Annotated in this window: 19 protein-coding genes; 10 read left to right on the top strand and 9 right to left on the bottom strand. The window is 64.6% G+C overall.

Features of this window, described 5'->3' with window-relative positions; all coding sequences use genetic code 11:
• Positions 1-3 precede the first annotated feature (3 nt).
• The 4 genes from MTR64_RS15770 to MTR64_RS15760 all read right to left on the bottom strand — a co-directional run bounded on the left by MTR64_RS15770 (position 4) and on the right by MTR64_RS15760 (position 5,323).
• Entirely contained in the window at positions 4-2,292 is a 2,289-nt protein-coding gene (locus tag MTR64_RS15770; RefSeq protein ID WP_243995363.1) for a PQQ-binding-like beta-propeller repeat protein, read from the bottom strand.
• A gap of 42 nt (positions 2,293-2,334) precedes the next feature.
• Positions 2,335-3,102 carry an SDR family oxidoreductase gene (locus MTR64_RS15765; protein WP_243995362.1) on the bottom strand — a complete coding sequence of 256 codons (768 nt, stop codon included), beginning with the start codon at positions 3,100-3,102 and terminating at the stop codon, positions 2,335-2,337.
• Between the two features lie 430 nt (positions 3,103-3,532).
• Positions 3,533-3,664 carry a hypothetical protein gene (locus MTR64_RS21390; RefSeq protein ID WP_268740950.1) on the bottom strand — a complete coding sequence of 44 codons (132 nt, stop codon included), beginning with the start codon at positions 3,662-3,664 and terminating at the stop codon, positions 3,533-3,535.
• 162 nt (positions 3,665-3,826) lie between these two features.
• Positions 3,827-5,323, bottom strand: a complete 1,497-nt coding sequence (locus MTR64_RS15760) for a TolC family outer membrane protein (RefSeq protein WP_243995360.1) — start codon at positions 5,321-5,323, stop codon at positions 3,827-3,829.
• Between the two features lie 179 nt (positions 5,324-5,502).
• Here MTR64_RS15760 and MTR64_RS15755 point away from each other — a divergent pair, with 179 nt between their 5' ends.
• From MTR64_RS15755 to MTR64_RS15710, 10 genes are all read left to right on the top strand, one after another.
• Positions 5,503-7,365 (top strand): type I secretion system permease/ATPase, encoded by a 1,863-nt coding sequence (locus MTR64_RS15755; protein ID WP_243995358.1) that lies wholly within the window; start codon positions 5,503-5,505, stop codon positions 7,363-7,365.
• Positions 7,362-8,723, top strand: a complete 1,362-nt coding sequence (locus MTR64_RS15750) for an HlyD family type I secretion periplasmic adaptor subunit (protein ID WP_243995356.1) — start codon at positions 7,362-7,364, stop codon at positions 8,721-8,723. The genes MTR64_RS15755 and MTR64_RS15750 overlap by 4 nt, the downstream gene beginning before the upstream one ends.
• Before the next feature lie 131 nt (positions 8,724-8,854).
• Positions 8,855-10,135 carry an outer membrane beta-barrel protein gene (locus MTR64_RS15745; protein ID WP_243995354.1) on the top strand — a complete coding sequence of 427 codons (1,281 nt, stop codon included), beginning with the start codon at positions 8,855-8,857 and terminating at the stop codon, positions 10,133-10,135.
• Positions 10,136-10,157: 22 nt separating this feature from the next.
• Positions 10,158-12,392 carry a GumC family protein gene (locus MTR64_RS15740; protein WP_243995352.1) on the top strand — a complete coding sequence of 745 codons (2,235 nt, stop codon included), beginning with the start codon at positions 10,158-10,160 and terminating at the stop codon, positions 12,390-12,392.
• Positions 12,389-13,522, top strand: a complete 1,134-nt coding sequence (locus MTR64_RS15735; protein WP_243995350.1) for a glycosyltransferase — start codon at positions 12,389-12,391, stop codon at positions 13,520-13,522. Before MTR64_RS15740 ends, MTR64_RS15735 begins: the two co-directional genes overlap by 4 nt.
• A gap of 55 nt (positions 13,523-13,577) precedes the next feature.
• Positions 13,578-14,111 carry a polysaccharide biosynthesis/export family protein gene (locus tag MTR64_RS15730; RefSeq protein WP_243995348.1) on the top strand — a complete coding sequence of 178 codons (534 nt, stop codon included), beginning with the start codon at positions 13,578-13,580 and terminating at the stop codon, positions 14,109-14,111.
• Positions 14,112-14,121: 10 nt separating this feature from the next.
• On the top strand, positions 14,122-15,408 hold the full coding sequence (locus MTR64_RS15725) for a glycosyltransferase family 4 protein (RefSeq protein WP_243995346.1): 1,287 nt from the start codon (positions 14,122-14,124) through the stop codon (positions 15,406-15,408).
• A complete protein-coding gene (locus tag MTR64_RS15720) occupies positions 15,405-16,559 on the top strand; it encodes an acyltransferase family protein (protein WP_243995344.1) in 1,155 nt (384 codons plus the stop codon). Before MTR64_RS15725 ends, MTR64_RS15720 begins: the two co-directional genes overlap by 4 nt.
• 3 nt (positions 16,560-16,562) lie before the next feature.
• A complete protein-coding gene (locus tag MTR64_RS15715; RefSeq protein WP_243995342.1) occupies positions 16,563-17,456 on the top strand; it encodes a glycosyltransferase family 2 protein in 894 nt (297 codons plus the stop codon).
• Between the two features lie 11 nt (positions 17,457-17,467).
• Entirely contained in the window at positions 17,468-17,689 is a 222-nt protein-coding gene (locus tag MTR64_RS15710) for a hypothetical protein (protein ID WP_243995340.1), read from the top strand.
• Between the two features lie 6 nt (positions 17,690-17,695).
• Here MTR64_RS15710 and MTR64_RS15705 read toward each other — a convergent pair whose 3' ends face one another.
• The 5 genes from MTR64_RS15705 to MTR64_RS15685 form a co-directional block, all read right to left on the bottom strand.
• Positions 17,696-19,123 (bottom strand): hypothetical protein, encoded by a 1,428-nt coding sequence (locus MTR64_RS15705; RefSeq protein ID WP_243995337.1) that lies wholly within the window; start codon positions 19,121-19,123, stop codon positions 17,696-17,698.
• Between the two features lie 15 nt (positions 19,124-19,138).
• Positions 19,139-20,302 carry a sulfotransferase family protein gene (locus MTR64_RS15700; RefSeq protein ID WP_243995335.1) on the bottom strand — a complete coding sequence of 388 codons (1,164 nt, stop codon included), beginning with the start codon at positions 20,300-20,302 and terminating at the stop codon, positions 19,139-19,141.
• 49 nt (positions 20,303-20,351) lie between these two features.
• Positions 20,352-20,933: a calcium-binding protein gene (locus tag MTR64_RS15695; protein ID WP_243995333.1), complete on the bottom strand. Its 582-nt coding sequence runs from the start codon at positions 20,931-20,933 to the stop codon at positions 20,352-20,354.
• Positions 20,934-21,366: 433 nt separating this feature from the next.
• Positions 21,367-23,079, bottom strand: a complete 1,713-nt coding sequence (locus tag MTR64_RS15690) for a hypothetical protein (RefSeq protein ID WP_243995331.1) — start codon at positions 23,077-23,079, stop codon at positions 21,367-21,369.
• Entirely contained in the window at positions 23,079-24,389 is a 1,311-nt protein-coding gene (locus MTR64_RS15685; RefSeq protein ID WP_243995328.1) for a polysaccharide pyruvyl transferase family protein, read from the bottom strand. Before MTR64_RS15685 ends, MTR64_RS15690 begins: the two co-directional genes overlap by 1 nt.

The raw sequence follows: 24,389 nt of genomic DNA, 5'->3' as shown, positions 1-24,389 counted from the left end.
GGCTTATTTTTGCGGCAAGGCATAGGCCATGATCGCGCTCGCGTGCGGCCCGGGAATGGTGAAGTGCCCGCCTGCAGCGATCACGACATACTGGCGGCCCGTCTTCGGCGAGACGTAGCTGATCGGATTGGCCGCCCCGACTGAAGGCAGAGTGGCGCTCCACAGTTCCTTGCCGTTGGCGATATCGAACGCTCGCAATGTTCGGTCCTGCGCCGCGGCGATGAAGGTCAGACCTCCGGCCGTGCTGACCGATCCGCCGAAATTCGGCGCGCCCATCAGCAGCGGCACGTGGCTGGCGAGGCCCAGCGGTCCCGATCCGGCCGCCGTGCCCAGCGGCTTTTCCCAGACCAGCTTGCGCGTGGCGAGGTTGAACACCGAGATCGTGCCGAAGGGCGGCTGCTGGCACGGCACGAAGATGGGCGAGAGGAACGGGAATGACTTGAACGCATAGGGCGTCCCTTCCTGCGGGAAGGTGATGACGCGGCCCTCGAAGCCGCCCTTGGCCACTTCACCCGGTTTGCGCCGCTCAAGCTGGTTGAGGTTGGCAAGACGCAGCGCGTTGACCACCAACAGCCCGCGCTGCGGGTCGACCGAGACGCTGCCCCAGTTGATCCCGCCGCCGACAGCCGGATAGGTGATTGTCGGTTGCGTTGTGATCGGCGTGAAATCGCCCTCGTAGCGTGCCCGGCGGAACTGGATGCGGCAGGCCATCTGGTCGAGCGGGGTGATGCCCCACATGTCCTTTTCCTGCAGGCGCGGGCCACTCACGGACGGGAAGCCGGTGGTGTAAGGTTGCGTTGCGGCCGTCCATTCGCCTTCCACGCCGCCTTGCGGGACGGGCTTCTGCACAACGGGATCGATCGGCTTGCCGGTCCGCCGGTCAAGCACGAAGATCTGGCCGCGCTTGGTCGGCACGATCAGCGCCGGAACCTTGCCGGGAAGATCCACGGCCACGGACTGCGCGGCGATGTCGTAGTCCCAAAGGTCGTGGTTCACTGTCTTGAATCGCCAGCGCAATTGCCCGGTCGCAACATCAATGGCGACGATGTTGTCGGTAAAATCATCCGCGACTTTGGAGCGGGAGCCGGAGAAGTAATCCGGCGGGCTGTTGCCGGTCCCGACATAGACGAGACCCAGCTTCTCATCCCCGCTGAACACACCCCAGGCATTGGGCGTGTCACGCGTATAGGTCTCGCCGGGATTCAGCAGCGTCTGGCCCGGCCGCCCCGCGTCCCAGGCCCAGCGCAAGGCGCCGGTCTCTGCGTCGTACCCCCGGATGACGCCGGAGGGAGAGTCGATCGAGCCGAAGTCGGAAATGCTTTGCCCGACCACGACGACCCCGTTCACCACTGTCGGCGGGGAGGTCGGAAGCGCATCTTCGATATGCGCCTTGCCCATGCCTTCGCGCAGATCGGCGATGCCATTTTTGGCGAAGCCGCTGCAGGGGCGCCCATTATCGGCGTCGATGGCGGCGAGTTGTCCGGCTGCGGTCGTGATGAACAGCTGCCTTGCACATTCACCCGCCTTGGCCGATGCGTAATAGGCCGCACCACGGCACTTCCAGCCGAGGAAGGGCGCATCCTTGGGCAAGGACCGGTATCGCCAGATTTCCTTGCCCGTGTCCTGATCGAGCGCCGTCATGGTGCCGCTCTCGAGGCACATGTAGAGCCGCCCGTCCATGGCGATGGGGGCGGCTTCGAGGCTCACCAGCGGCCCCGGTGGGATATCGGAGTCATACCGCCAGGCCAGCTTGAGCTTGCCGACATTGCCGGTGTTGATCTGGTCCGTGGCGGCATATTTGAGGCCACCGATGTCCTTGCCCCAATGCCGCCAGGTTCCATCCACACCGGCGAGCGCGGGGACGGAAGCAGCCCCCGGCAAGCCGCTCTCGGAAGTCTGCAAGCGGATGATGGTTCCGCCCAGCAATGCAAGCGCGAGAACTGCCGGGAGGCCGGTCCACCAGCGCGGCGCGCCCGTTGCGCGGCGGACCGCCGGCAACAGGAACAGCAGCCCCACGAGCGCGGGGCCGCCCAGTCTCGGCATCAGGGCCCAGGGATCGAACCCGGCTTCCCAGACGCTCCACACGAGCGTTCCCGCCAGCATCGCGCCATAGACGGCGGCAGCGTAGCGCGCTCGCCTGAACAATCCGAAGGCTGAGACAAGCACCGCAAGTCCGGCGGGCAAGTAGTATAGGCTGCCCCCATCGGCGGCGAGCACGCCGCCGCCCACGGCCAGTGTTGCCCCCACGAGGGTCAGGAATGCCGCAAACACAGCGATTCCAATCCGCGCCATCACCCTTCTCCCCCCACTGTCAATCGGGCTTCCCATAGCCATTCAGAGCTTGAAACCGCCGCTGGCCTCTATGTGTTGCGCCGTTACCCAGCGCCCCAGCGGCGAGGCGAGAAAATAGACGACGTCGGCGATTTCCTCGGGCTGGCCGAAACGGTTGAGTGCAGTGACATCCGTCACCTGCTTCGAGGCTACCGGATCTTCGACGATGTAGGCGTTCGTTGGCCCCGCCGTGAAACCGGGAGCGACCGAATTGACGGTGATCCCGCGCTTGCCCAGATCCTGCGCGAGAACGCGGGTAAAGGCGTCCACCGCGGCCTTGGCCATGGTGTAGACGATGATGTTGGGGTCAGTCAGCCGTGCGCCGGTCGAAGAAATGTTGATCACCCGCCCGAAGTCGTTGAGCCGGTCATAGAGCGCGCGGGTGAGGAAGAACGGCCCGCGCACGTTGTTGGAAAACATCTGATCGTACATGGCTTCGTCAGCGACGGCGATCGGGCCGTAATCGCCGCCGCCGATGTTGTTGACGAGGATGTCGAGGCCCGAACTGCCGGTCCGGGCAATCAGTTCCTGGTCGAGCCTGGAGACCAGCTCATTTGCGGCTGCTTCACTGCCGAGGCGGGCCTGCACGGTAAAGGCCTTGCCGCCTTCGGCCTCGATCTGGCGCACGGTCTCGTTCGCCGCAGCCTCGTCGGAAGCGTAGTTCACCGCCACCAGAGCGCCAGCCCGCGCAAGGCGGCATGCCATATGAACGCCAAGCCCGCGGCTGGCTCCCGTTACGAGCGCGGTCTTCCCCTCCAGATCTCCCGCCATACGATTTCCTCTCCACCATTCGTGGGCTGTTTGCCCGTTCTTGTTCTGTCTGACGGCGATCTGGACAATGAATGTGTCCACGATGCGGATCAGCTGTTGTTGTGCCTGCGCTCATCCGCTCCGTGAAGGTCTCCGTTCCGCTCCGGCGGCGGTGATACTGCCTCAGGCACATCACTTTGCCGCTATTCGCGGGTCGCAGGCGAACGTCTCACCGATGGTGAACAGTGGTTCACTACCCTGTGGGTTCCTTGGCTGTCAACCGCATGCTGGCGCTCAGCTCATGCCTGCCGTTCGCAGTTCAGGCCCTCGCAGTTCCGCCGAAACGAAATCCCGCATCCTGCTTGTGGCGCAGGAGGTGTTTTCTGTGTTCGCGGAAGCGGATGCAGGCCGGTCTTTGTCGCCCGTCGCCAATTTGTTGATCGGAGAGACTTCAAACAAGCGAGAAGAGGACGGCCCATAGCGTCAGGCCGAAGGCGATGCCCAGAGCCCAGCCGCCCAGGGAAATGCGGTCTCCCAGATGGCATGACGGTGCGGCAAATGTCCTGTGTGTGAGCCAGTTCATGCGACCTCTCGATGTTCTTTTGCTCTCGTTCTTCGTATTCAGGCGCTTCATCTTGGGTTTGCGTTCCGCTGCTGGACGTTCGCCGGAAATGCAGCCGATTGTGTCCGATCCGGAGCAATTCCCGTTGCGTCTTCGGGCGACGGGTCCGGCCAAGGACGGCCGCTACTGGTCAGCGGGCGGTCCGGCCGGTGGCTGCAAAGGGTTCCCGGCGGAATGCGCCCAGTCATAGGTGGCGGAATTTTCCCGTTGCACCGGCTCCTGCGGAACGCGGCCGGAAGCAAATGCCTGGTCTGCCGGTTCGAGGATAGGGCGCAGGGGCAGCCCCGCGAGATATGCAATGCCGGCCTCGCGGCTGTCGGGATCGTAGGGCTGGATCTGCGCGAACATGCCGATCGTCAGAAGGCCCGCATCGCGCAGCACCGCAACTCGGCGCAGATAGATCTCGGCGCGGGTCTGGGCGGCGGCGGTGCGGGCGTTCAGCAGGTCGTTGGTGACGTCCAGAACGTCGCGCAGTGTGCGGATTCCGGACGTTTCCTGCGTCTTTACGCCCGCCACCGCGCGTTCGGCGGCCTGCACTGCGGCAGTGTAGCGCGGCATGGCCTCGCTCGATGCCTGCAGCAGGCTCCAGTCGGTTGCCAGCGTTTCGCGCATGTCCCGCCGGGCCTGCTCGATCAATTGCCGGTCGGCGAGGTTGCGGTCGGATGCTTCGCGCAAGGCGGACGAGAGCTGGCCGCCGGTGTAGAGTGGCATCGTCAGGCTTATGCCGGCTTGTACCGATTCCTCCCGCAAAGTGTTCTGGTACGGAGAAGCCGGACTGCGCGCGGCCGAAGCGAAGGCGTTTATCTGCGGGCGCATCTGTGCGCGGGCTGCGCCTACGGCCGCGCGCGAACGGGCTTCGGTGAACTTGGCGGCACCGAGCGCCGGATTGTGGGTTTCGGCCGCCGCATAGAGCGTTTCGAGTGCCGGCAGGTCCGGCAGTGCGGGAAGCGGGGCCAGTGCCCCGGGATACGTCCCCACGACATTGCGATAACGTGCCGCACTGGCTTCCACTGTGGAGCGTGCGATGATGACGCGTCCGGCGGCCAGTTCCAGCCGGTTGTTGGTCTGATCGACGTCCGGCGCGGTGGAATCGCGCAGGCGGTAGCGTTCGGCGATCACGTCGCGCTGCTGCTGCAGCAACTGATAGATGTCCAGCGCCACGCCATAGAGCTGCACGTCGCGCTGCAGCGAGACATAGGCGTTGACCACATCGAGGATCAGTTGCTGGCTGCTGCCGCGCAGCTTCTCCCGCTCGATCATGCTGGCCGCTTCCGCCGCATCCATTTGCGCGGCCAGCAGACCGGATGTGAAGAGTGGCTGCGACAGCGTGACGTCCAGCGAACTCGCGAAGCCGTCGTGCTCGGAAGGGAAGGGGGTCCCGCGGGTTCTGGCGGCGGTATAGGTATGCCGGGCGCTGGCGCTCAGCGTCGGTCCGTAGGCTGCCCTGGCCTGAACCACGCCTTCGTCCGCGGCGCTGGCCAGATCGCGGCTGCCTTTTAGAGATGGATTGCCCACGTAAGCCTCCGCAAGTGCCTGTTCGAGCGTGTCGGCACGCGATGGCGTGGTTGCGAACAGACATGCTGTGATCAGGCACGCTGTTCCATAGGTATAAGTTACCAAGAACGTTCCCCTATTGTTGGTTGAGAGAGCAAAGCCTGTCGGGTCGGAAGCCCCAAAACTGATCTATTGGCTCTGGTTGTTTATGGAGGTGTCTGTTCTGCTGCAGTGCGAGAATGTTCCGGACAGGACATAATTATGCGAATAGGCACGTGCTGGTGGCCCGTGGCAGGCAATATCGAATGCGTGGTACTGGCCTGCCAGTCAGCGGATACGGCACAAGGGCGGTGTTGCCGGTGATATTCGGTGTCAGCCTCTCGGCCGAGCTGAAGGCGGCGATTGCACCGATCCGGCGCGTTCTGCTGCCCGTCATCGCCATCAGCAGCGTCTACAACGTGCTTCTGCTGGCAGGCTCGTTCTTCATGCTGCTGACTTATGACGACGTCCTGCCCAGCCGCAGTGTGCCCTCGCTGGTCAGCCTGCTGGTGCTGGTGGCGCTGGCCTATGCGTTTCAGGCGCTGCTCGACGTGACGCGGGGACGGATCATGGTCCATGTCGGCTCCCTGTTCATGCGCTCAGTCAGTAACCGGGTGCTGGACGTGATTTCCCGCTACGAACTGAGCCGGGGCGCCATGCCCAATGGCACGCAGATCGTGCGCGATGCCGATACGGTGCGCGGCTATCTCTCCGGCCCGGGGCCACTGGCCATTCTCGATCTGCCGTGGATCGTGGTCTACCTGCTCATCCTGAGCGTGTTTCACTGGGCCCTGGGTCTGCTGGCGCTGTTCGGTGTGGCCGTGCTGGTCTCGCTGATGCTGTTCAACAACCGCATGACCGCCCCGCTGGCTCTCGAAACGATGCGCGTGGGCGCGCAGCGCGCGATGCTGGCCGATGCCACGTTGCGCAATGCAGAAACGCTCAAGGCCATGGGCATGGCAGGGGCGCGGCGTGAAGAGTGGCACCGGATCGAGGCCGCCTACTTGCACGCCAACGACCGCTTTTCCTTCATTTCCAGCACGATGTCGGGATCGACCAAGGCGTTCCGCACATTGCTGCAATCCTCGACTCTGGCGCTCGGGGCCTACCTGGTGATCCGCGGCAGCGCGACGGGGGGCATCATCATTGCCAGTTCGATCCTGTCGACCCGCGCGCTGGCACCGGTCGAGCAGGTGATTGCCAACTGGAAGGGCATGGTCTCGAGCCGTCAGGCGATGGACCGGCTGCGGGGATTGCTGGAGGCCGTGCCGTACCGGGTGGATCCGATGGGGCTGGCAGAACCGAAGTCCTCGCTGGTGATTTCCGGCGTTACCGCTGCGCCGCCGGGCACCCGAACGGTCACACTGGCTGACATCAGCTTCAAACTGTCGGCGGGGCAGGCTCTGGCTGTGGTGGGACGCAGCGGTTCGGGCAAGACCACGCTGGCGCGTGCGGTATGCGGGATCTGGCCTGTCCTGCGCGGGGCAGTGCGGCTGGATGGCGCGACGCTGGACCAGTGGGCGCCGGACCAGATCGTCCGTATCGTCGGTTATGTGCCGCAGTCGATCGAACTGTTCGAAGGCACGATCGCGCAGAACATCGCGCGCTTCCGTCCCGATGCCGACTGCGATGCGGTGCTCGAGGCGGCGAAGGCTGCGGATTGCCACGATCTGATCGTGCGGCTGGAGGGCGGGTACGATTATCTGATCGGACCGCAAGGGGGCGGGCTCTCCGCCGGGCAGCGGCAGCGCATCGCGCTGGCCCGCGCGCTCTACGGCAATCCTTTCCTGATCGTGCTCGACGAGCCGAACAGCAATCTCGACTACGATGGCGAAGCGGCGCTGGGCACGGCGATCCGGCGCGCGCGCGAACGGGGCGCCATTGTGGTGGTGATTGCGCACCGGCCGAGCATCGTCGCGCATGTCAGCCATATCATGGTGATGAACAACGGCCGGATCGAACGCTTCGAGCGGCGCGAGGACTTCGAAGCGCGCACGAAGCTGCCGGTGCCCAAATTCGGCGGGGACGCGACGCGCGCGGACCGTCTCAGGCCTGGAAATCCGCCTCTCAAGGGCAGCCAGGTCCGCGAGAATGAGAGTGCGGGCACGCCAGTGGAGATTGGCCGGTGAACCAGTCGGTGCCGCTTGTGGCGGCGGGGCCTGCCTATGCGGTGGCTGCCGTTCCGGTGGAATCTGCGGCCGCTTCGGAGCAGGGCCTTTCCCGTCTGATCCGTTTTGGACTGTGGGCCGTTGCCCTGCTGGTGTTCGGGGCGGGCGGGCTCATCACGTTCTTGCCGATGGCGGGTGCTGTGATCGCGCCGGGCGAGGTGACCGTGGAAACGCACGTCAAGGAAATCTCCCATCCATTCGGCGGTGTCGCGTCAGACATTCTCGTGCGCGATGGCGACTTCGTGAAGCGGGGGCAGGTGCTGATCCGGCTCGACAGCAAGGTTGCCGGGGCGGTGGCCGAATATACCGGTCTCGGGCTCGATCAGCTTCTGGCCAGGGCCGCCCGGTTGCGGGCCCTGCAAAGCGGTGCGGCGGATGTCGTATTTCCCGAAGAACTGGTGCGCAAGGCGCAGGACCCCGCCGTCAAGGCAGCCATGGATGATGAGCGCCGGAGTTTTGCGCTCGGCCGGCAGGCGCGGACAGATCAGGTGCGCCAGCTTCAGGCTAGGATTGCCCAGAGCCGCGCTGACATCGCGACATATGCCAGTCAGGCCGATGCCTATGCCCGGCAGGACAAGCTGGTAAACGAGGAACTCGCGCAGACGCGCCAGCTCTACGAGGGGCGCCTCACCACGCTGGATCGTCTCAATGCGCTTGAACGGGCAGCGGTCGGTGTGCAGGCGCAGAAGGCCACGGCGCAGTCCGGCATGGCGCAGGCGCACGCGCGGATCGGCGAACTGCAGGTGCAGATGGCATCGGTGGCGAGCGCGGCGCGCAGCGAGGCGGCACTGGAACTGGCGCAGGTTCAGGCGGCGATATCGGACTTGCGCAAGCAGGAGGCAGCCGCCAGCGATCAGAACGACCGGACCGCGATCCGCGCGCCGCTGGACGGCATTGTCGACAAGCTACAGGTCCGTACGGTCGGCGGCGTGGTGCCCGCCGGCGAGGCGCTCATGGAAATCGTGCCGGCCAGGGACCGGCTTGTCGTCCGGGCGCAAGTGCGGCCTGCCGATATCGACAGCGTGACCGTCGGGCAGCCAGCCCACTTGCGCTTCACGGCGCTGGACATGCGCACCACGCCTGAACTTGCAGGGACGGTCACGCAGGTCGGCGCCGACCGCACCGTCGATCGTGGGACCAACGTCACTTACTATTCTGTCACTGTCTCCATTACGGATGAAGAGTTTCGGAAGCTTGAGAAAGTGCGGCTGTCCGTGGGTATGCCGGTCGAGTCATTTATCCAGACCCAGAAGAGAACGATGCTTCAATACATAATTCGCCCTCTTTCGGATCAATTCAAACGCGCTCTTCGGGAATAAGAAAAGTACACTTCGGAGTGCCATGCCGGGCATTAGAATGTTTCCTTTTTTTGGCGTGCGTGGTGTGCCGAATTTACAAGATCGTCTTCCGGCAATGGCTGGAACCGGCCTCTGAAGGAGCGGTGAAACGGATGAAAGGAGGTCTCGCCAGGCTGGCATTGTCGTCAGGAGCCGCCATGGCGCCGGCGCTTGCCGGAGCTCAGGCGATCGGGGCCGGGACCTCCATTGTCATCGACCCTGCGCTGGACCGCGACGATGTCGCCGGAGCGCGTATCGAGCCGGCGCTGCGGTCGCGTCCGATCATCGTGGGCCCCGTGTTCGCGCAGCCGAGTCTGTCGGTGGTCGGGGGATATGACAGCAATGTCTTCAACCGTCCCGCGGCACGGGCGGGCGCGCTCGCCATGGTGATGCCTTCGCTGCAACTGCGGGCCAATCTTCCGCGCCATGCCTTTGCGGTTTTGGCTGCCGGGACTGTGCGGCGGTTCTCGCGCTACCGGACCGAGAATAGCGAGGAATTCAGGACTTCAGCAAATGGCAGGCTGGATTTCGGCGCGCGCAATGCGATCCGTGCTTCGGGCGGCTTCTCCCATCTGATCGAACCGCGCAGCAGCGCCGGGTCGGTTCCCGATGCGGATGAACCGGTCAGCTACGACCGGCTTGAGGCGGAGCTGGGAGTGGGGCTGGCGTCCGGCCCGTTTCACCTTGCATCCAACGTCCAATACGAGCGGCTCGACTATGATCCGGTTTCATTGGTGGGCGGGGGCAGGGCGGACCAGTCGTTCCGCGATACGCGCAAACTGCGCGGCGAGGCGCGCCTCGACTACGATCTGTCCGGTCTGGTGTCGGTCTTCGGTGCTGTTTTTTACGAGGATCTGGCATCGATTTCCGCCCCGGCAGACGAGCGTCGGGATGCGCACGGCTATGCGGTTGCAGCGGGGGTTCGGGGAGCGCTGTCGCCGGTCGTCTCGGGTGAGGTGCGTCTGGGCTATCAGTGGCGTGATTATGCGTTGCCCGCATATCGCGATTTCCATGGTTTGACCTTCCGGGCCGATCTGCAGTGGTACGTGACGCCGCTGGTCACGCTGCGCGCCCAGGCGAGCCGCACGTTCCGCAATAGCGGTGACCGGAACGTCGGCGCCATTCTGACCGACGCCTTTGTTCTGAGCACCTATTACGATCCGCTGCGCAACTTGCGTCTGTCCGCCACGGCGGCTCTGGAGCATGGCGATTTCGGCGAAGTGGGCACCAGCACCTGGCGAAAGTCAGGGCGGGTGCGGGCGCAATACCATGTGAACCGGTCGCTCTCCTTCGGGGTATACGCGGACTTCGTGCGGCAGGATGTCAGCGGTCCGCGGCTCGTAAATGCCTTCACCGCCTTCAGTGCCGGGCTTGGCGCGACGGTGACGGCATGAGCGCGCACCGGGAGCCGAGGTTGTGAACCTTCCCACGCTCTACGAGCCGCGGGCGGGCGTTCCGCAGGCCATGATGGCGGGAGGGGCATCCGCTCACGCCTCCGAGGATCCGATCACGGTTCGTTTCCTGCTGGCAATGTTGCGCCGCCGCCGGGAAGTGTTGCTGCTCACGCTGGCCAATTGCCTCGTTCTGGCGCTCGTCTGGACCGTTGCGCAACCCCGGGTCTACCGTTCCAGCGCCGACGTCGTGATGATTGCCAGACCCGTCGAGGTGGTGCCGGATGCGGCCGATGCCACCGAGGCGGGCATTCCGCGGGACGAAGATGTCGAGACGCAGATCCAGCTGATCCATTCGCGCGAGATGGCCGGTCAGGTGCTGGACAGGACTGCCTTGCTCCGGGACGCGGTGTTCCGCGCCGACGTTGCCGAGCCGCGCAGTGCGTTGGACAACATCCTGTCCTCAGTCGGTATTCACAGCAGAGCCGGCGCCGTGCGTTTCGAAGACGGGGAGCCGGCCTTCCGTGAAAAGGCGATTACCTATCTGACAGACCGCCTGAGCGTCGCGCGCGTCGGCAATTCGTTCAACTTGCGAATAGCCTTTGGCGATGCCGATCCCCAACGGGCAGCCCTGATCGCCAATACCTATGCGCGGCTGTTCACGACCGACGATGCGCGCGAGCGCGCGCGTTCCCATGCAACGGCGGCCAAAGTGCTGCATACCCGCGTCGACGAGTTGCGGCAGGCCGCCAACAAGGCCTTCGCCGCTGTCCAGTCGTACCGGGTACGTGCGGGTCTGCTCAGTTCGGCGGCGACGAGCCTGACCGAACAGGAGATTTCCACCTACAACCAGCAGATCGCTTCCGCCCGCGCCGAAGCGGCGCGGGACGCGGCGGCGCTCTCCAGCGCGCGAGGCCAGTTGCGGACAGGCGGGGCGGACAGCGTGGGCGAGGCGGCAGCGTCTCCGGTCGTTTCGGCCTTGCGCGCCCAAAGTGCGCAGCTGGTCGCGCGGGAACGTGACCTGTCGCAGCGCTATTTTGACAACAATCCCGACCTCGTCACCGTACGGCGGCAGATCGCCGACATCGACCGGCAGATCGCGGGCGAAGTGAACCGTTCGATTCAGGCTCTGGACACGCGAGCGCAGGCTTCGGCGCAGCGTCTCTCCTCGCTGCTGGCAAGCCGTGGCGGCACTCGTGCACAGCTCGGCACCGACAACGCCGCGCTGGTGGCGCTGGCGGATCTGGAGAAACGTGCGGATGCGGCGCAGACGCTCTATCAGTCCTACCTGGAACGGTACAACGAGGTGGTTGCGGGCAGCGGTGCGGAGCAGCCGACGGCCCGGCTGATCTCGCCTGCAAACGCCCCGGTCCTGCCGGTGTCCCCGAACCTGCCGCTCAATCTTGCCCTGGGATGTGCGGTCGGCGTGCTGCTCGGCGGGTTTCTGGCGATCGCTTCCGAACTGTCTTATCACGGGCTGACCACGCTGGAGGATGTCGAGATCCGGCTCGGCATTCGCGGGCTGGGCTTCGTGCCTGCGTACCGCAAGGTTGCACCGCATGCAGCGTCGCCGCTCGATACGGTGCGCGATCATCCCGATGGCGCTTTTGCCGAAGCGCTGCGCAATGTCATCGTCTCGATCCGGCATGCGGCGGCGGGTGGCGGGAAGGTGGTTGCGATCACGTCCGCCGTGCCCGGCGAAGGCAAGACGACGATCACCGCCTGCATGGGCCGGGCGCTGGCCACGGCGGGCGAACGTGTCGTGGCGATCGATTGCGATGTCATCCGCGCGCACCTCAGCAAGCAGTTCGGGCTGGCGGGCGGTGAGCCCGGTTTGCAGGATGCCCTCCAGCAGGAAACGGGGCAGGTTGCCCAGTACGAGGAGCCTGGTTCCTCCCTGCGGGTAATTCCGATTACGCGGCCATTTCCCAAGGGCAGGCGGCTGACCGAGCGCGGCGGGCTGCATCGCGTGATCGCGTGCCTGCGGGAGGACTTCGACGTAATTCTCCTCGATTGTCCGCCGATCCTGCCCATCGCGGAAGCGCGAGAGATTGTCTCGCTGGCCGATAGCGTCGTCCTTGCCGTCCACTGGCGCAAGACTTCCGACAGGGTGGTCAAGGCGGCCGTGCGCCAGTTGCCGCTGCGCACTATCCAGTCCCTCGGCGTGGTGCTCAACCAGGTCGACATGAGGAAGCAGGTGCGTTTCGGCGGCAACGATGCCGCGAGCTTCTACGAGAAGTATCAGGGGTATTACACATGATGCGCCCCACCTCGTTCCGTTCCGCCAAAGTGGCGCTTGTGCATTACTGGCTGGTCTCCATGCGGGGCGGCGAGCGCGTGCTGGAGGGGTTGCTGGACCTGTTCCCCGGCGCGGATGTGTTCACCCACGTCTACGATCCCGCCAGGATGTCGGAAAAGATCCGGGCGGCCCATGTCCGCGAGACGTTCATCGGCCGGTTGCCGGGAGCCCGCAAGCACTACCAGAAATACCTGCCGCTGATGCCGATGGCGCTCGAGGAGCTGGACCTGCGCGCCTACGACCTTGTGATCAGCAGCGAGTCCGGCCCGGCCAAGGGTGTCATCACCCGGCCGGATGCCTTGCACCTTTGCTACTGCCACTCGCCCATGCGCTACCTGTGGGACCACTATCCGGACTACAAGGCCTCTGCCGGGAGGCTCAGCCGGATGGCCATGCCGGCGATGTTCCACCGGCTGCGGCAATGGGACGTCAGTTCGGCCAGCCGGGTCGACGGGATCATCGCCAACAGCAGCTTCATTGCCCGCCGTGTCCGCAAGGTCTGGGGCCGCGAGGCGGCAGTGGTCCATCCTCCGGTGGCGGTGGAAGAATTCAGGCCGTCCGCGCAGGTCACGGGGCGCTACCTCTGGGTCAGCCAGATGACGCCCTACAAGCGCGCCGACCTGGCGCTGGAGGCCTTCAACCGGCTGGGCGTGCCTGCCCTGATGGTGGGGGATGGCGAGATGTTCAAATCCATCAGCGCCCGTGCCGGCCCCAATGTCGAAGTGCGAAGGCGCTTGAGTTTTGCGGAGCTGCAGGAGGCCTATGCCACCTGCAGGGCGCTTGTCTTCACGCCCGAGGAGGATTTCGGGATCGTTCCCGTGGAGGCCAACGCCGCGGGGCGCCCGGTGATTGCCTATGGGCGGGGCGGCGTCACCGACTCCATCGTCGATGGAAAGACCGGCCTGTTCTTTCGGGACCAGACGGCCGACGCGCTGTGCGAGGCCATGAACCGCTTCGAGCAGTGGTTGCCGCGCTTTCGCGCCGAGGATGCGACGGCCAATGCCGCGCGGTTTTCGCGCGAGGCGTTCGCTGCCGGATTCCTCGCAGCGCTCGACACCTGCAGCCAGCGCCAGATGCAACAGGTGGCGTGATCCGATGAATCCAATGCTTTCTCGTGGAAGGGGGGACGACATGCTGTTTCGTGGCATGATTTTGGCGGGATGCGCGTTGCTGATGGGTTGCGCCGCCACCGCGACCCGGCCCTTGCCGAGCGTCGATCTTGTCGAATACCGCCTTGCTCCGGGGGACAGGCTGCGGCTCGACGTTTTCCGGGAAGAGGGGTTCTCGGGCGAATACGTCATCAACGATCAGGGCATGATCGGCCTGCCCCAAGTGGGCGACGTCCAGGCGGCCGGCAAGACGCTGGCCCAGTTGCGCGGCGAACTGACGGCGACGCTGAGGCAGGACTATGTCCGGAACGCCCGGATCAGCCTGGACGTGGTGAGCTACCGCCCGATTTACATTCTGGGCGAAGTGGCAAAGCCGGGTGAATATGCCTACACCGGCGGGATGTCGGTCTATGCGCTGGTCGCCAAGGCGGGCGGCTTCACATACCGCGCGAACGAGCACGTGGTATGGATCCGGCATGCGGGCGAAGCATCGGAGACAGCCTACGAACTGACGAGCGGCGCATCGGTGCTGCCGGGCGATACGGTCCGGATCGGGCCGCGGTATATCTGAGGTGCGGGCGGTGCGGCACGATCCTCGCCTGAGTCCTCCGGAATGGCCCGAGCGCGTGGTGCTGATCCACGATTTCAGCGAAGCTCTGGGCGGCGCTTCGTATCTCGTTCAGGTGTTGATCGGGCAGCTGCGCGCGCGCGGGATTCCGGTGACGTTCTTTGCCGGGGACAACGGGGCCAATTTCCGGCGCGATGATGTCGAGTTCATCCCGCTTCATGGCACGCCTTTGCTGGGACGGTCGGCCCTCGGTGCCCTGACTCTCGGCCTGTGCAATCCGCGCGGGTTTCTGGCGGTGCGGGACTGGATCCGCCGGAATGACACGCCGGGTACGGTCTATCATCTGCACGGCTGGTCCAAGATTCTGACACCGTCCGTGTTCGGGGCCTTGCGGGCCGTGAGCAGTCGGCTGATCCTGCATGGGCACGACTATTTCAACACCTGCCCCAATGGCGCTTTTTTTCATTACGGGACCGAGCGCGAATGCGGGCTGCAGCCGCTGTCGCCCGCCTGCCTACGCAGTCCGTGCGACAAGTCCTCCTATGCCGAGAAGATCTGGCGATCGGGGCGTGAGGGGTTGCGGCGCGGCTTCGCGGGCGGGGTGGCACATGCCGACAGGATGCTGCTGATCCATCCTGGTCAGGCCAGCCGTTTCGCAACCGGGCAATGGCCGGCGGACAAACTATTTGCTGTCCGCAATCCCGTATCCCCGCCATGCCCGGGGCGCGTACAGGCCGAGGACAACCGCGGCATCGTGTTCATCGGTCGCATCTCGGTGGAGAAGGGAGCCGACCTTGCGGCGCGCGCTGCCGGTCTTGCAGGGCTGCCGATCACTTTCGTGGGCGAGGGCAGCGAGGTGGCGCGCATCCGTGCGTTGAACCCGAGCGCCACGTTCCTCGGGAGGCTCGATCGGGCCGGGGTGGCGCAGGTGCTGTCGCAGGCACGGCTGGCCGTGATGCCCAGCCGCTGGGCCGAGCCGTTTGGGCTGGTGGCGCTGGAGGCGATCGGTTCGGGCGTTCCGGTCATCGTTAGTGATCGTGCGCTGGTCGCCCGCGAGATCGAGCAGGCGGGCTTTGGTGTATCCGCGGATACGTCCGATGTTGCCGCATTCGCCGCAACGATGATGGAACTGCATGCGGACGATGCGCGCGTTGCGGCCATGTCGCGGGCCGGAAGCGCTTCGTACCGGACGTTGTGCAACAGCGAGGAAAGCTGGGCTGACGAGATCGTCGGCCATTACCGCGCCGTTGTCGCGGCTTGCCCGCAGTCGGGGACGGCCGGGTGCAGGGAGCAGGCATGAGAAACGGGCGAACGCGCGAGGTGTCTTCGCTGGACGTGATGCGCCTGATCGCCGCGCAGGCGGTCATGTTCTACCATCTTGTGTTCCTGTCCTGGGCGGAGGCCGAAGGTTCGCACGGGATACGGGCCGTCGTCGGTGATCCCGTGGCCTTTCCGCAGGCCATCGGCTGGGCCAGTGTCGGCTGGGTCGGGGTGCAGATATTCTTCGTGATATCGGGCTTCGTCATTCTGATGTCGGCGCAGAACAAGTCTGCGTCCGATTTCCTGATCGGACGGGTCACGCGCATTGCGCCCGGGCTCTGGTTCTTCACGGCCCTGTCCGCCGTGATCGTGCTGGCCTGCGACGTTCTGCCGCCTGGGGACCTGTCGGTGCGGTTCTTGCGGTCGGTGGTCCTGTTCCCCGTGGGCCCCTGGGTGGACGGCGCAGTTTGGACCCTCGTGGCCGAGGCGGTGTTCTACGCCGCGGTGTTCATGCTCGTCAGGTCGGACATGATCGGCCGCGTCACGCCGGTTCTGGTGGCGGTCACGGCCTTCAATGTACTGCTCTGGGCTTTGGTCCTGGCGGGTGAAGCTGGTGGCCTGGGGCCGGCGGGAGATCGCATTGCGGAATTGGCGTCTTCCTACAAGATGCGGGTCACGCTGGTTTCGACGAACTGCTATTTCGCAGTCGGGGCATCGCTCTACCAGATCTTCATGCGCCGTCACGTGACGGTCCACGCCGTGCTGTTCGGGCTGAACTTCCTCGCAGGCCTGATCTCGACCTTTTACGCGGCGCGCTCGAGTCTGGGTGTTACGGCGTTTGGGCAGACGCCTTTTGCGGCGGTGGGCGTGTGGGGCTTTGCAACGCTCGCCATGAGCGCCTGCGTTTTGCGACGGTTGGGCTCGCGCGGCGGTTTCGTGCGGTTCGCGACGATTGCGGGACTGATCACGTATCCACTCTATCTCATCAACCAGATCACCGGCGGCTTTCTGCTGGGCGTGGCCTATCGCAGCGGGCTTCCACCCGCGATCTCGGTGATCGTGGCTGCTGTCCTGTGCACATTGCTTGCGGGTCTCTTCGCGCTCCTTTTCGAGCGGCGGCTGCAAGCGGGCTTGTCGAAAATCCTGAAACACCAGTTCCAGCGCTTGGCACCGGCGCTCAAGGAGGCCTGACAGATGACCGCCGCAAACCGGGGTAGTGGCCTCAGGATCTTCGTCGTGATCGCAACGGTTGGCCGTGCCGCGCTGGTGCGCCGCACAGCCGGCATGCTGGCCGACCAGACACGGCCGGCGGATGGTGTCGTCGTCGCCAGCGTGACGCCGGATGACGTGGTAGGCGTGGAGCAGGTGCGGGGGACGCCAGAGGTTCTCTTTTCGGAAAAGGGGTTGTGCCGTCAGCGCAACCGGGCGCTTGCCGCACTGGAAGACAGGGCGGATGTGATCGTCTTTCTCGATGATGATTTTGTTCCCGCACCGGACTATCTCGCGCATGTCGAGGCGCTGTTCGAAGCGGACCCGGGGCTGGTCGGCATTACCGGCGATCTTCTCGCCGATGGAGTGCAGGTCGGAGGCATCACAATCGAACGGGCGCAGGAAATCATCGCCGGACGCCCGGAACGGTTCCCGCCCGTGATCACCGGCCGCCACGAGCTTTACGGATGCAACATGGCCATCCGCGTCGGCGCGGCGCGGGGCCTGCGCTTCGACGAGAACCTTCCGCTTTACGGCTGGCAGGAGGACGTGGATTTCACCAACCGACTGGGACGCAGGGGGCGCATGATCGCTTCCTCGAACGTGACGGGCGTGCATCTCGGTTTCAGCGGGGGGCGCACTTCGGGCAAGCGGCTTGGCTACTCGCAAGTGGCGAATATCGTCTATCTCAAGCGCAAGGGCACGATGCGCCCCGGTTTCGCCAACCGGCTGGTGACGAAGAACCTGTTCGTCAACGCGCTGCGCAGTGTGAAGCCGGAGCCGATGATCGACCGGCGGGGGCGGCTGGCCGGAAACATGCTGGCGGTGATGGACTGCCTGCGTGGGTGCGTCGATCCGCGCCGCATTCTGGACATGTGATGGGGTGGGTTATGCTGGACGCGTTTCTGGTCTTCGCTGCCATTTATCTGGCGGGATGGTTCGCCACGGCCTGTTACTTCTCGGGCATTCAGGGGCCGGTGCCCGTGCCGGGACGCTTGCGCCGGGATGTCCGTGATGGCCTCTTCTGGCCGGTATGGCTTCTACTGTTCGCGCTGATCTGGCTGATCGGACTGCGGCGGCAGGCCTTCGAAAAGGAACTGCCCGAAGAGTGATCCGCTTTATGCCGGATACAAGTGACGCGTGATGGAGAGCGTTCGCCGTGACGATCCGCGCTCCGCGATGGACACGGCCGTGACGATCCCGAACCCGAACGCGGCCATTGCGCCGAAATCGGCATCGCCCACCATCAGCGATACGACGAAAGGCGGGATGTAGGAGAAGCGGAAGGCGGACAGGATGAGCTGGGATTCGGTTGCGGCTCCTCGGGCCCGGCGCAGCATGCACTGCAGCACAAAGGCGTAGAACAGGGTGCCGCCGATCACACCGGTGCTGCTGAACACGCCCACGACACTGCTGGATGAGCGGGTGCTGCCCAGCCCCACGCCGAACCCGTGGCTCGCCTGCAGGCTGGCGAGCGCGGTGGAGCGCCACATGCCGCGCTCGGTGAACGAACTTGACGATTGCTTTTCCAGCACCATGCGCTGGACCAGCTCATAGAGGGGATCGAGAACCTGCGGCTGCAGGATGGCCACCAGTGCTGTCGCGATGAGGGCAAGCACGGTGACTGACATTTCGCCGCCCAGCCCCTGGCGGTATAGCGCGTCCTTGCGCTCGCTGGAATGGATACGGGCGATCCATTCAAGGGCCGTGACAAGGACGAAAACGGCGAGCCCGACCAGTGTCCCCGAAGAGGTCGATAACCAGGCGCAGAGCGCGAGAAGAGCCATGGCGGCGGGAACGAGGGCATCGCGCTGCCGGGATGATTCCATGGCGCGGCGATAGAAGTACAGCGCGCTCAGGAAGGACAGGCACTGGGCGCCGAAGGCAGACGCCTCTGGCATCAGGCCGACCACGCGTTTGCCGCCGAGCACTTCGATGTCGGTGAGCAGCGCATAGCTGGCGGTGCGGAACGGTTCGAGCAGAGGCGAGATCGGCAGAAACTGGCTGGCATAGTCGAGCAGACCGGTCGCCACGGTGACGAACCCGCCCAGGCACATCGCGCGCAAGGCATGCTGCCGCATCGCCGCAGGTTGAAGCATGCGGGCAAAGGCAAAGACGGAGAAGACCGAGATCGAAAGATAGGCGAACTGCGAGATGTTCTGCGTGCTGGGTTGCAGCGGCGAGGGTGCGCTCACGATCCCCCGCATCGGCACGATCATCACCGCGCCAGCGAAAAGGCGCGGCAGAAACAGCGTGCAGACCAGGGCAATAAGCCAGAACAGCGTCAGCAGCATCAGTCTTTCAGGCAATACTGCCAGTGTCAGGAAGGCTGCGGGGCCCTTGCGGTCGAAGAATGTTCGCCCGAACAGGAGCAGGGAAACCACAGGCGTGGCGGTGAACGTCAATCCCCCGGTCAGGGCGGGGGGGATGACGGCGAAGGCCCCCACCGGCATGGTGGCGAAAAACAGGTAAAGCAGCACCGGTCTGCGGCTGAACAAACCCCAAAGCGCAAGCGCCCAGAACAGCATGACGGGGATGGCGGCCATGCCGTCTGCGCCGGTTCAGGCGTTGTCCCAGGCGGTGACAGGCTGTCCGATCATCGCCTCGAACGCAGCCCGGCGGGGGGCAAGGTGGTCAGACAGCCATGCTCGCGCGGCGTCTTCGTCGATCTCGCTTTTGTCGAATGTATGGGTAGAGGCTTGCCGCAGACGCGTGACCAGCCCTGCAGGCAGGTGGTTGCGTGCGACAGACCATAGCCGGGAGTCCCTGACTTTTCCGACCAGCGGGAGGCGCGGTTTGCGGCTGGTTGGCGGAGAACGATGCCGGTCCGCGAGCCGGGCGTCGTCGTATTCGAACGGGGTGAGTCCAAGCCATTCGATGCACCGCGCCATGACCTCGCGGCGGTTGGTGCGCAGCTCTTCGGCCACGATGACGTGGATCTGGGATGGTGGGAAGTGGTCCAGATAGGCTTGCAGTTGCAGGGCATAATCGGAGGTGTCGCGGTAGAGCGCGTTCTCACGCACGGCCTCTTCCGGGGGAAGCGGTTCCTGGAACTCCTTGAAGCGTTGCCAGTAGTGACCGATGGCACGCGTGACCGGTTCGCGCACGGTGTAGATGATCCGCGCATCGGGGCAGGCCGCCGCGATGCGCGCGGCGACGTTGCCGCGGTGCGGGGTCTGCGAATAGTACACGCTGCCTTCGCCCCGGTACCGGGCGCCTTCTCCGCCCCGCCAGAGGCTGAGATAGGCCTGCCAGTCATGCGAGCACGGCCGGCGCGCCATGATCGGCCAGGCGGAGCGCAGCACGGTCTGATCGACGAAGTAGCAGGGCTCTTTCTCGGAACTCATGCAAATATCGGGGTGCGCATCTAGATAGGCATGCAGCGCGCTCGACCCGGCCTTGGATGCGCCGATGATGAAGAGGTTGGGGCCGGCGTGCGTGTGGACCGCGCCGTTGCTTGTTGCGCCGGCGTCAGCACAAGGATCTGCGAAGCGCGAGTTCAACGGTGCCTCCGGTCTCGTGGAATGGCCTCGGTTCGCATTTATCCGCAAAGGTGCTCTCGGGGAAAACGAGTGTGCTCGGGAATGACCGTAGTTTTCGTGCGGGCACGGTTCTGATCCGGGCGTTTTTGCTGCGCGCGGCCATTTCGAAGGGCCTGTCCATCTGCCAGTTCGGATGAATATTGCGACTGGGCGGCCCCTTGCGCGAAAATGCAAACGGGGCACGGCCTTGGCCGTACCCCGTTCCTGCAGTCTTCAGGCGTGCGGAACGCCGTCAGACGACGAGAATGTCCGAAGAGTCGAGGATTTCGTCGAAGAAAGTGACGGTGGTGGCGCCGTAGGTAAGGACGGTGTTGCCCGATCCGGTGTAGTCGAGCGTGTAGCTTCCGCCGTCTGTGAGCTGAACCTGATCGATCCCGTGTTCAAAATCGAAGACCTTGTCGGTTCCGTCGTCGGCGTCGAACCGGAAGATGTCATACCCGCCCTCAGCGTCGTTGCCATCGCCGGCATTGTCGCCGTAAAGCACATCGTCTCCGTTGCCGCCGATGATGATATCGTTGCCGTCGCCGCCATAGAGCCGGTCATCCTGACCGCCGCCGAGCAATATGTCGTCGCCAGCGCCGCCGTACAGCTTGTCATTCGATCCCTGGCCATCGAGGAAGTCGTTTCCATCGCCGCCATTCACGCGGTCCCGGTTCGCGCCGGCGAAGACAATGTCGTTTCCGTCGCCGGCTTGAATACCGTCCTTGCCGCCGCCGGAAATAATCAAATCGTTGCCGCCAAGACCGGCGACAACATCGGCTTGCGGGGTGCCGGTGAGAATGTCGGCTGCGGGAGTGCCGATTATAACTGCCATGGAAGGTTCCTTTCAGTCTGCAGTCCTGTGTCAACACGTGCTGTTCGAGTAATCCTCTCGATCACAAGGTGCCGGCTACCCTCTTTCTGTTCTCGGCTGTTGATGTCCTGCTCGAGATGAAATTGTTTTAGGGGGTTTTGTTTGTGTAATGCAATATATTTCGATATTTATTTTGTAATTTACGGAATTATTATGATCGTGATTGGAGTTAATTTATGTAAAAGTGTATAAATAGTAACATAAATTAAATCGATTGTATTTGCTATTTTTTCGATTTTTTGTGACTTTTGTTCGCGTCAAAATGGAGTCTGTTGTCGGGAAGGAAGTGCTTTGTCTGTTTTCCAGCTGAATGGGCCCCGGATTGCTACAGTGTCCGTTTCAGGTTGGGAGAACGCCTTCCTCGGGGTGAGGCACGTGGGCTTGGAATCGGAAATCAGACGCCCGATGGCTTGCCTTGTGAGCATCGGCTCTCGTCGAAGATCCGGAGGCGATAGCGTGTCGTATCGCCTTGCGGGCTGGTGCGGGGCGAGATCGAGAGCGACACGGTCTGGCCTTTGCGCAAGTTCAGCTTCAGGTCGATATTGCCCGGTGCGGTGCCAGCCCGCGACAGCAGCGTATGGCCGTTGCGGGAGAGCGTGGCCACAATGCCGTCCGCGCTGCGCGGCGATACCGAAAACTCGGCGAGAACTCGCAACCGGCTGTCGCGTGCGGCGATGTGGCGCAGGACCACGGCGCTGTCGGGCCCTTTCACGGCCGGGAGCACGGTGTCTGCCGCAAGCCGCAGGTCCCGCATGTCGGCTCGGCCAAGATAGGGAGTCCATGGCACGCCGGTCCGTTGCTGACCGGACATGACCTCGAGCGGGATGATGCGTCCGGCGATCTCGACGAAGCGCTGGAAGCCGTCGCCCGGTGCCCGCAGCTGTCCGGAAGCGGGATAGCCGAACTGGTAGAAGCTGTCGGCCACCAGCGGATTGCATCCGAGCCGCAGGGACGCTGCGGTCAGGGGTGTCTTGCCGATCAGCACGAGAACCCGGTCGTCCCGCAGGGTCAGCGAATGGGGATCAAGCCGGGTGCCGGTGGCGTCGAAGGCAGCGACGGTTCCCAAGTCGATGCTGACTGCACGCGGCGCCCCCCAGAGTACCGCGATCTTGCGGCCGAACTTGTGGACGATGGTAAACCGGTCCGGACTGGCGTCGCTCGCCCGCAGGCCTGCCAGCCGCGTTTGCACGAAACGGAAGGCCTCGCCCGCGCCTGTCAGTGTGCCGTTGCGCCGCACCAGCGGGACAAGCCCGTCGCCCCGTTCGTTGAGCGGGTACCAGTCCATTTCGGCAACGCCGAGCACGACGAAGGTAGCATAGCCGCGCACCAGATCGTCAGCGGCGTACTGCGGGTCCGCGCTGCCGAATTCGGTGACGTGGAGCGGAAGATGCGCTGCGGGACCGTACCCGCGCAGCAGCCCGATCTGTGCGGGCAACTGGTCTATTGGCGTGGTGTAGGGATGGACCGCGAGCCCTTCTATGGCATTGGCGCCGGGCAGGTCGAGCAGGGGCCATAGGAATCCGCCCGGCAACGAATGGGTGGAGCCGCCCAGGACTTTCACGTCCGGCCGTACCTTCCGGACGGCCTGTGCGGCGGCCCGCACCATCGCCAGGTGATACCGCCCGCGTTCAGCCAGCCCGGCATCCTTCACCGGTCCGGAGACGAAATTGCCGCCATTGACCTCGTTGCCGATCTCCAGCGCGTCGATGCGCGGAAAGCGCCGTACCACGGCGGCTGCGAACCGGCCGAAGGCGGCGAGAGCTTCCGCTGAGTACGGCGTCTTGCCACCGTCGTAGAGCGGATTGCCCCAGTTGAGCGTCAGCGTGATCTTCACTTTGCTGTCCGCGAAACGGTCGGGCCATGTCGTGGTCGGCTTGTCGAAGCTGTAGCGGCCCGCGGTTCGCTCGACATCGGCCCAGCGGATGCTGTCGCGCAGCCGCGGCACCGGCAGGTTCAGTGCTGCCTGCGCGGTCTTCAGGCTCCAGCCCTGGGAAAAGTTCGACGCAGCCCCCAGTTCGATGGGGGCAGGGGATGGTTCGACTGCCGTCTGTGCAGAGGTGACTGCGATGGCGGCGGCGCAGACTGTGCAGAGCCAGGCCCGTGCCATTACGATTGCTGCAGGGCTCGCGATAGGGCGGCCTGTAGAGTGGCGACCCCCTTGTGGGCTTCGGCTACGGCCAGATCGCGTTCGTGATCGGGTACGGGGCAGTGCATCGCGTCCAGCAGCAGCTCGGCTGCGGCCTCGCCGGGCGTTCTGACGGGACGGCACAGCCAGTCTTCCCGGCCGACCGAACGGACGAAGGCGTCCAGCTTGGGATCCCAGACCAGCGCGAGAAAAGGCACACTGCACGCATAGGCTGCGATCACCGCGTGCATCCGAAAGGCCGCCAGCGCGTCCAGACGGGCAATCAGGTGCACCAGTTGTTCCGGCGTGCGGGGGGCGGCGAAGCTCACGGCATTGCCCAGCGCGCGGAGGGCAGGCCGCATTTTTTGCATGCAGGCGCGGTCCTCCGGTGAGCCGTTGGTGAAGACAGTAACGCGGTTGCCGCGGGCGATCAGGGCGCGGGCAAGATCGATATACCACGCGTCGAGACTGGCAGCGTCCGGAGCATCTTCTGCATGGTAGCGAAGCGCCAGCTGGCTGGTGACGTTGATGCCGACCACTGGCGGGCCAGACGCCCGCCGTCCGGGCATCACGCGGTAGCGTTGTGCAGCAAGCAGACCAGGATCGCGAACCAGCGTTGCTTCCAGTCCAAAGGCCGTGCCGGCGAGATCGTTCCATATCCTCTGCGAACGTTCATCCCTTACAGAGACCCCGCGAATGGCGCCGTAGCGCAAGGCCTTTTCCAGCAGGCCCCGGGCGTGCGAAGTCCAGTTTCCGGCAGCGCCGCAGCCATGGAGAAAGACCGGCAGTCCGCGCCGGGCGGCCTCTTTCACGACGAGGCCGATCTTGGTGGGAAAGTTGAGGTCCAGATCCGTAAGCAGGTTGCCGCCACCGATGACGACGCAGTCCGCGTCGTTCAGAGCCCGCTGATAGTGTGGCCGCCAGACCCGCCGGGACTGGATGGCCAGAGGTGCGCGGACCGCGAGGCCACGCAGGCGGGCAGGGCAGGCATCGAGCACTCTCATCTGCGCCGAGCGGCTTGCGCTGCCGGCGCCGTAAGCCGTCCGTCCGGCAAGGTCCACCGACCAGGTGTCCGGCGCCGTGCCGCAATCGATCAGGGCTTGCTCAAGGCACTCGCTGAGCAGGCCGTCGCCGAGGTTGGGGCTGTACTTCACGTTGAATATGCGCACCCGCGCTCCGCTGCGGCGTGGTTCAGGGCGGGGGCCCCACAGAGCGTCAGGAAATGCTTGCCACTGCACGCGGTCGTCCGGGCCGGGAATGGCTTCACGAGGCGATAGGGCTTTCAGGGGCAT

It is taken from the genome of Novosphingobium album (ex Hu et al. 2023), assembly GCF_022832385.1.
In the GTDB taxonomy this organism is placed as follows: domain Bacteria; phylum Pseudomonadota; class Alphaproteobacteria; order Sphingomonadales; family Sphingomonadaceae; genus Novosphingobium; species Novosphingobium album.
Note: the sequence above shows the minus strand (reverse complement) of the source record. Positions and strands in the feature narration are given on the sequence as shown.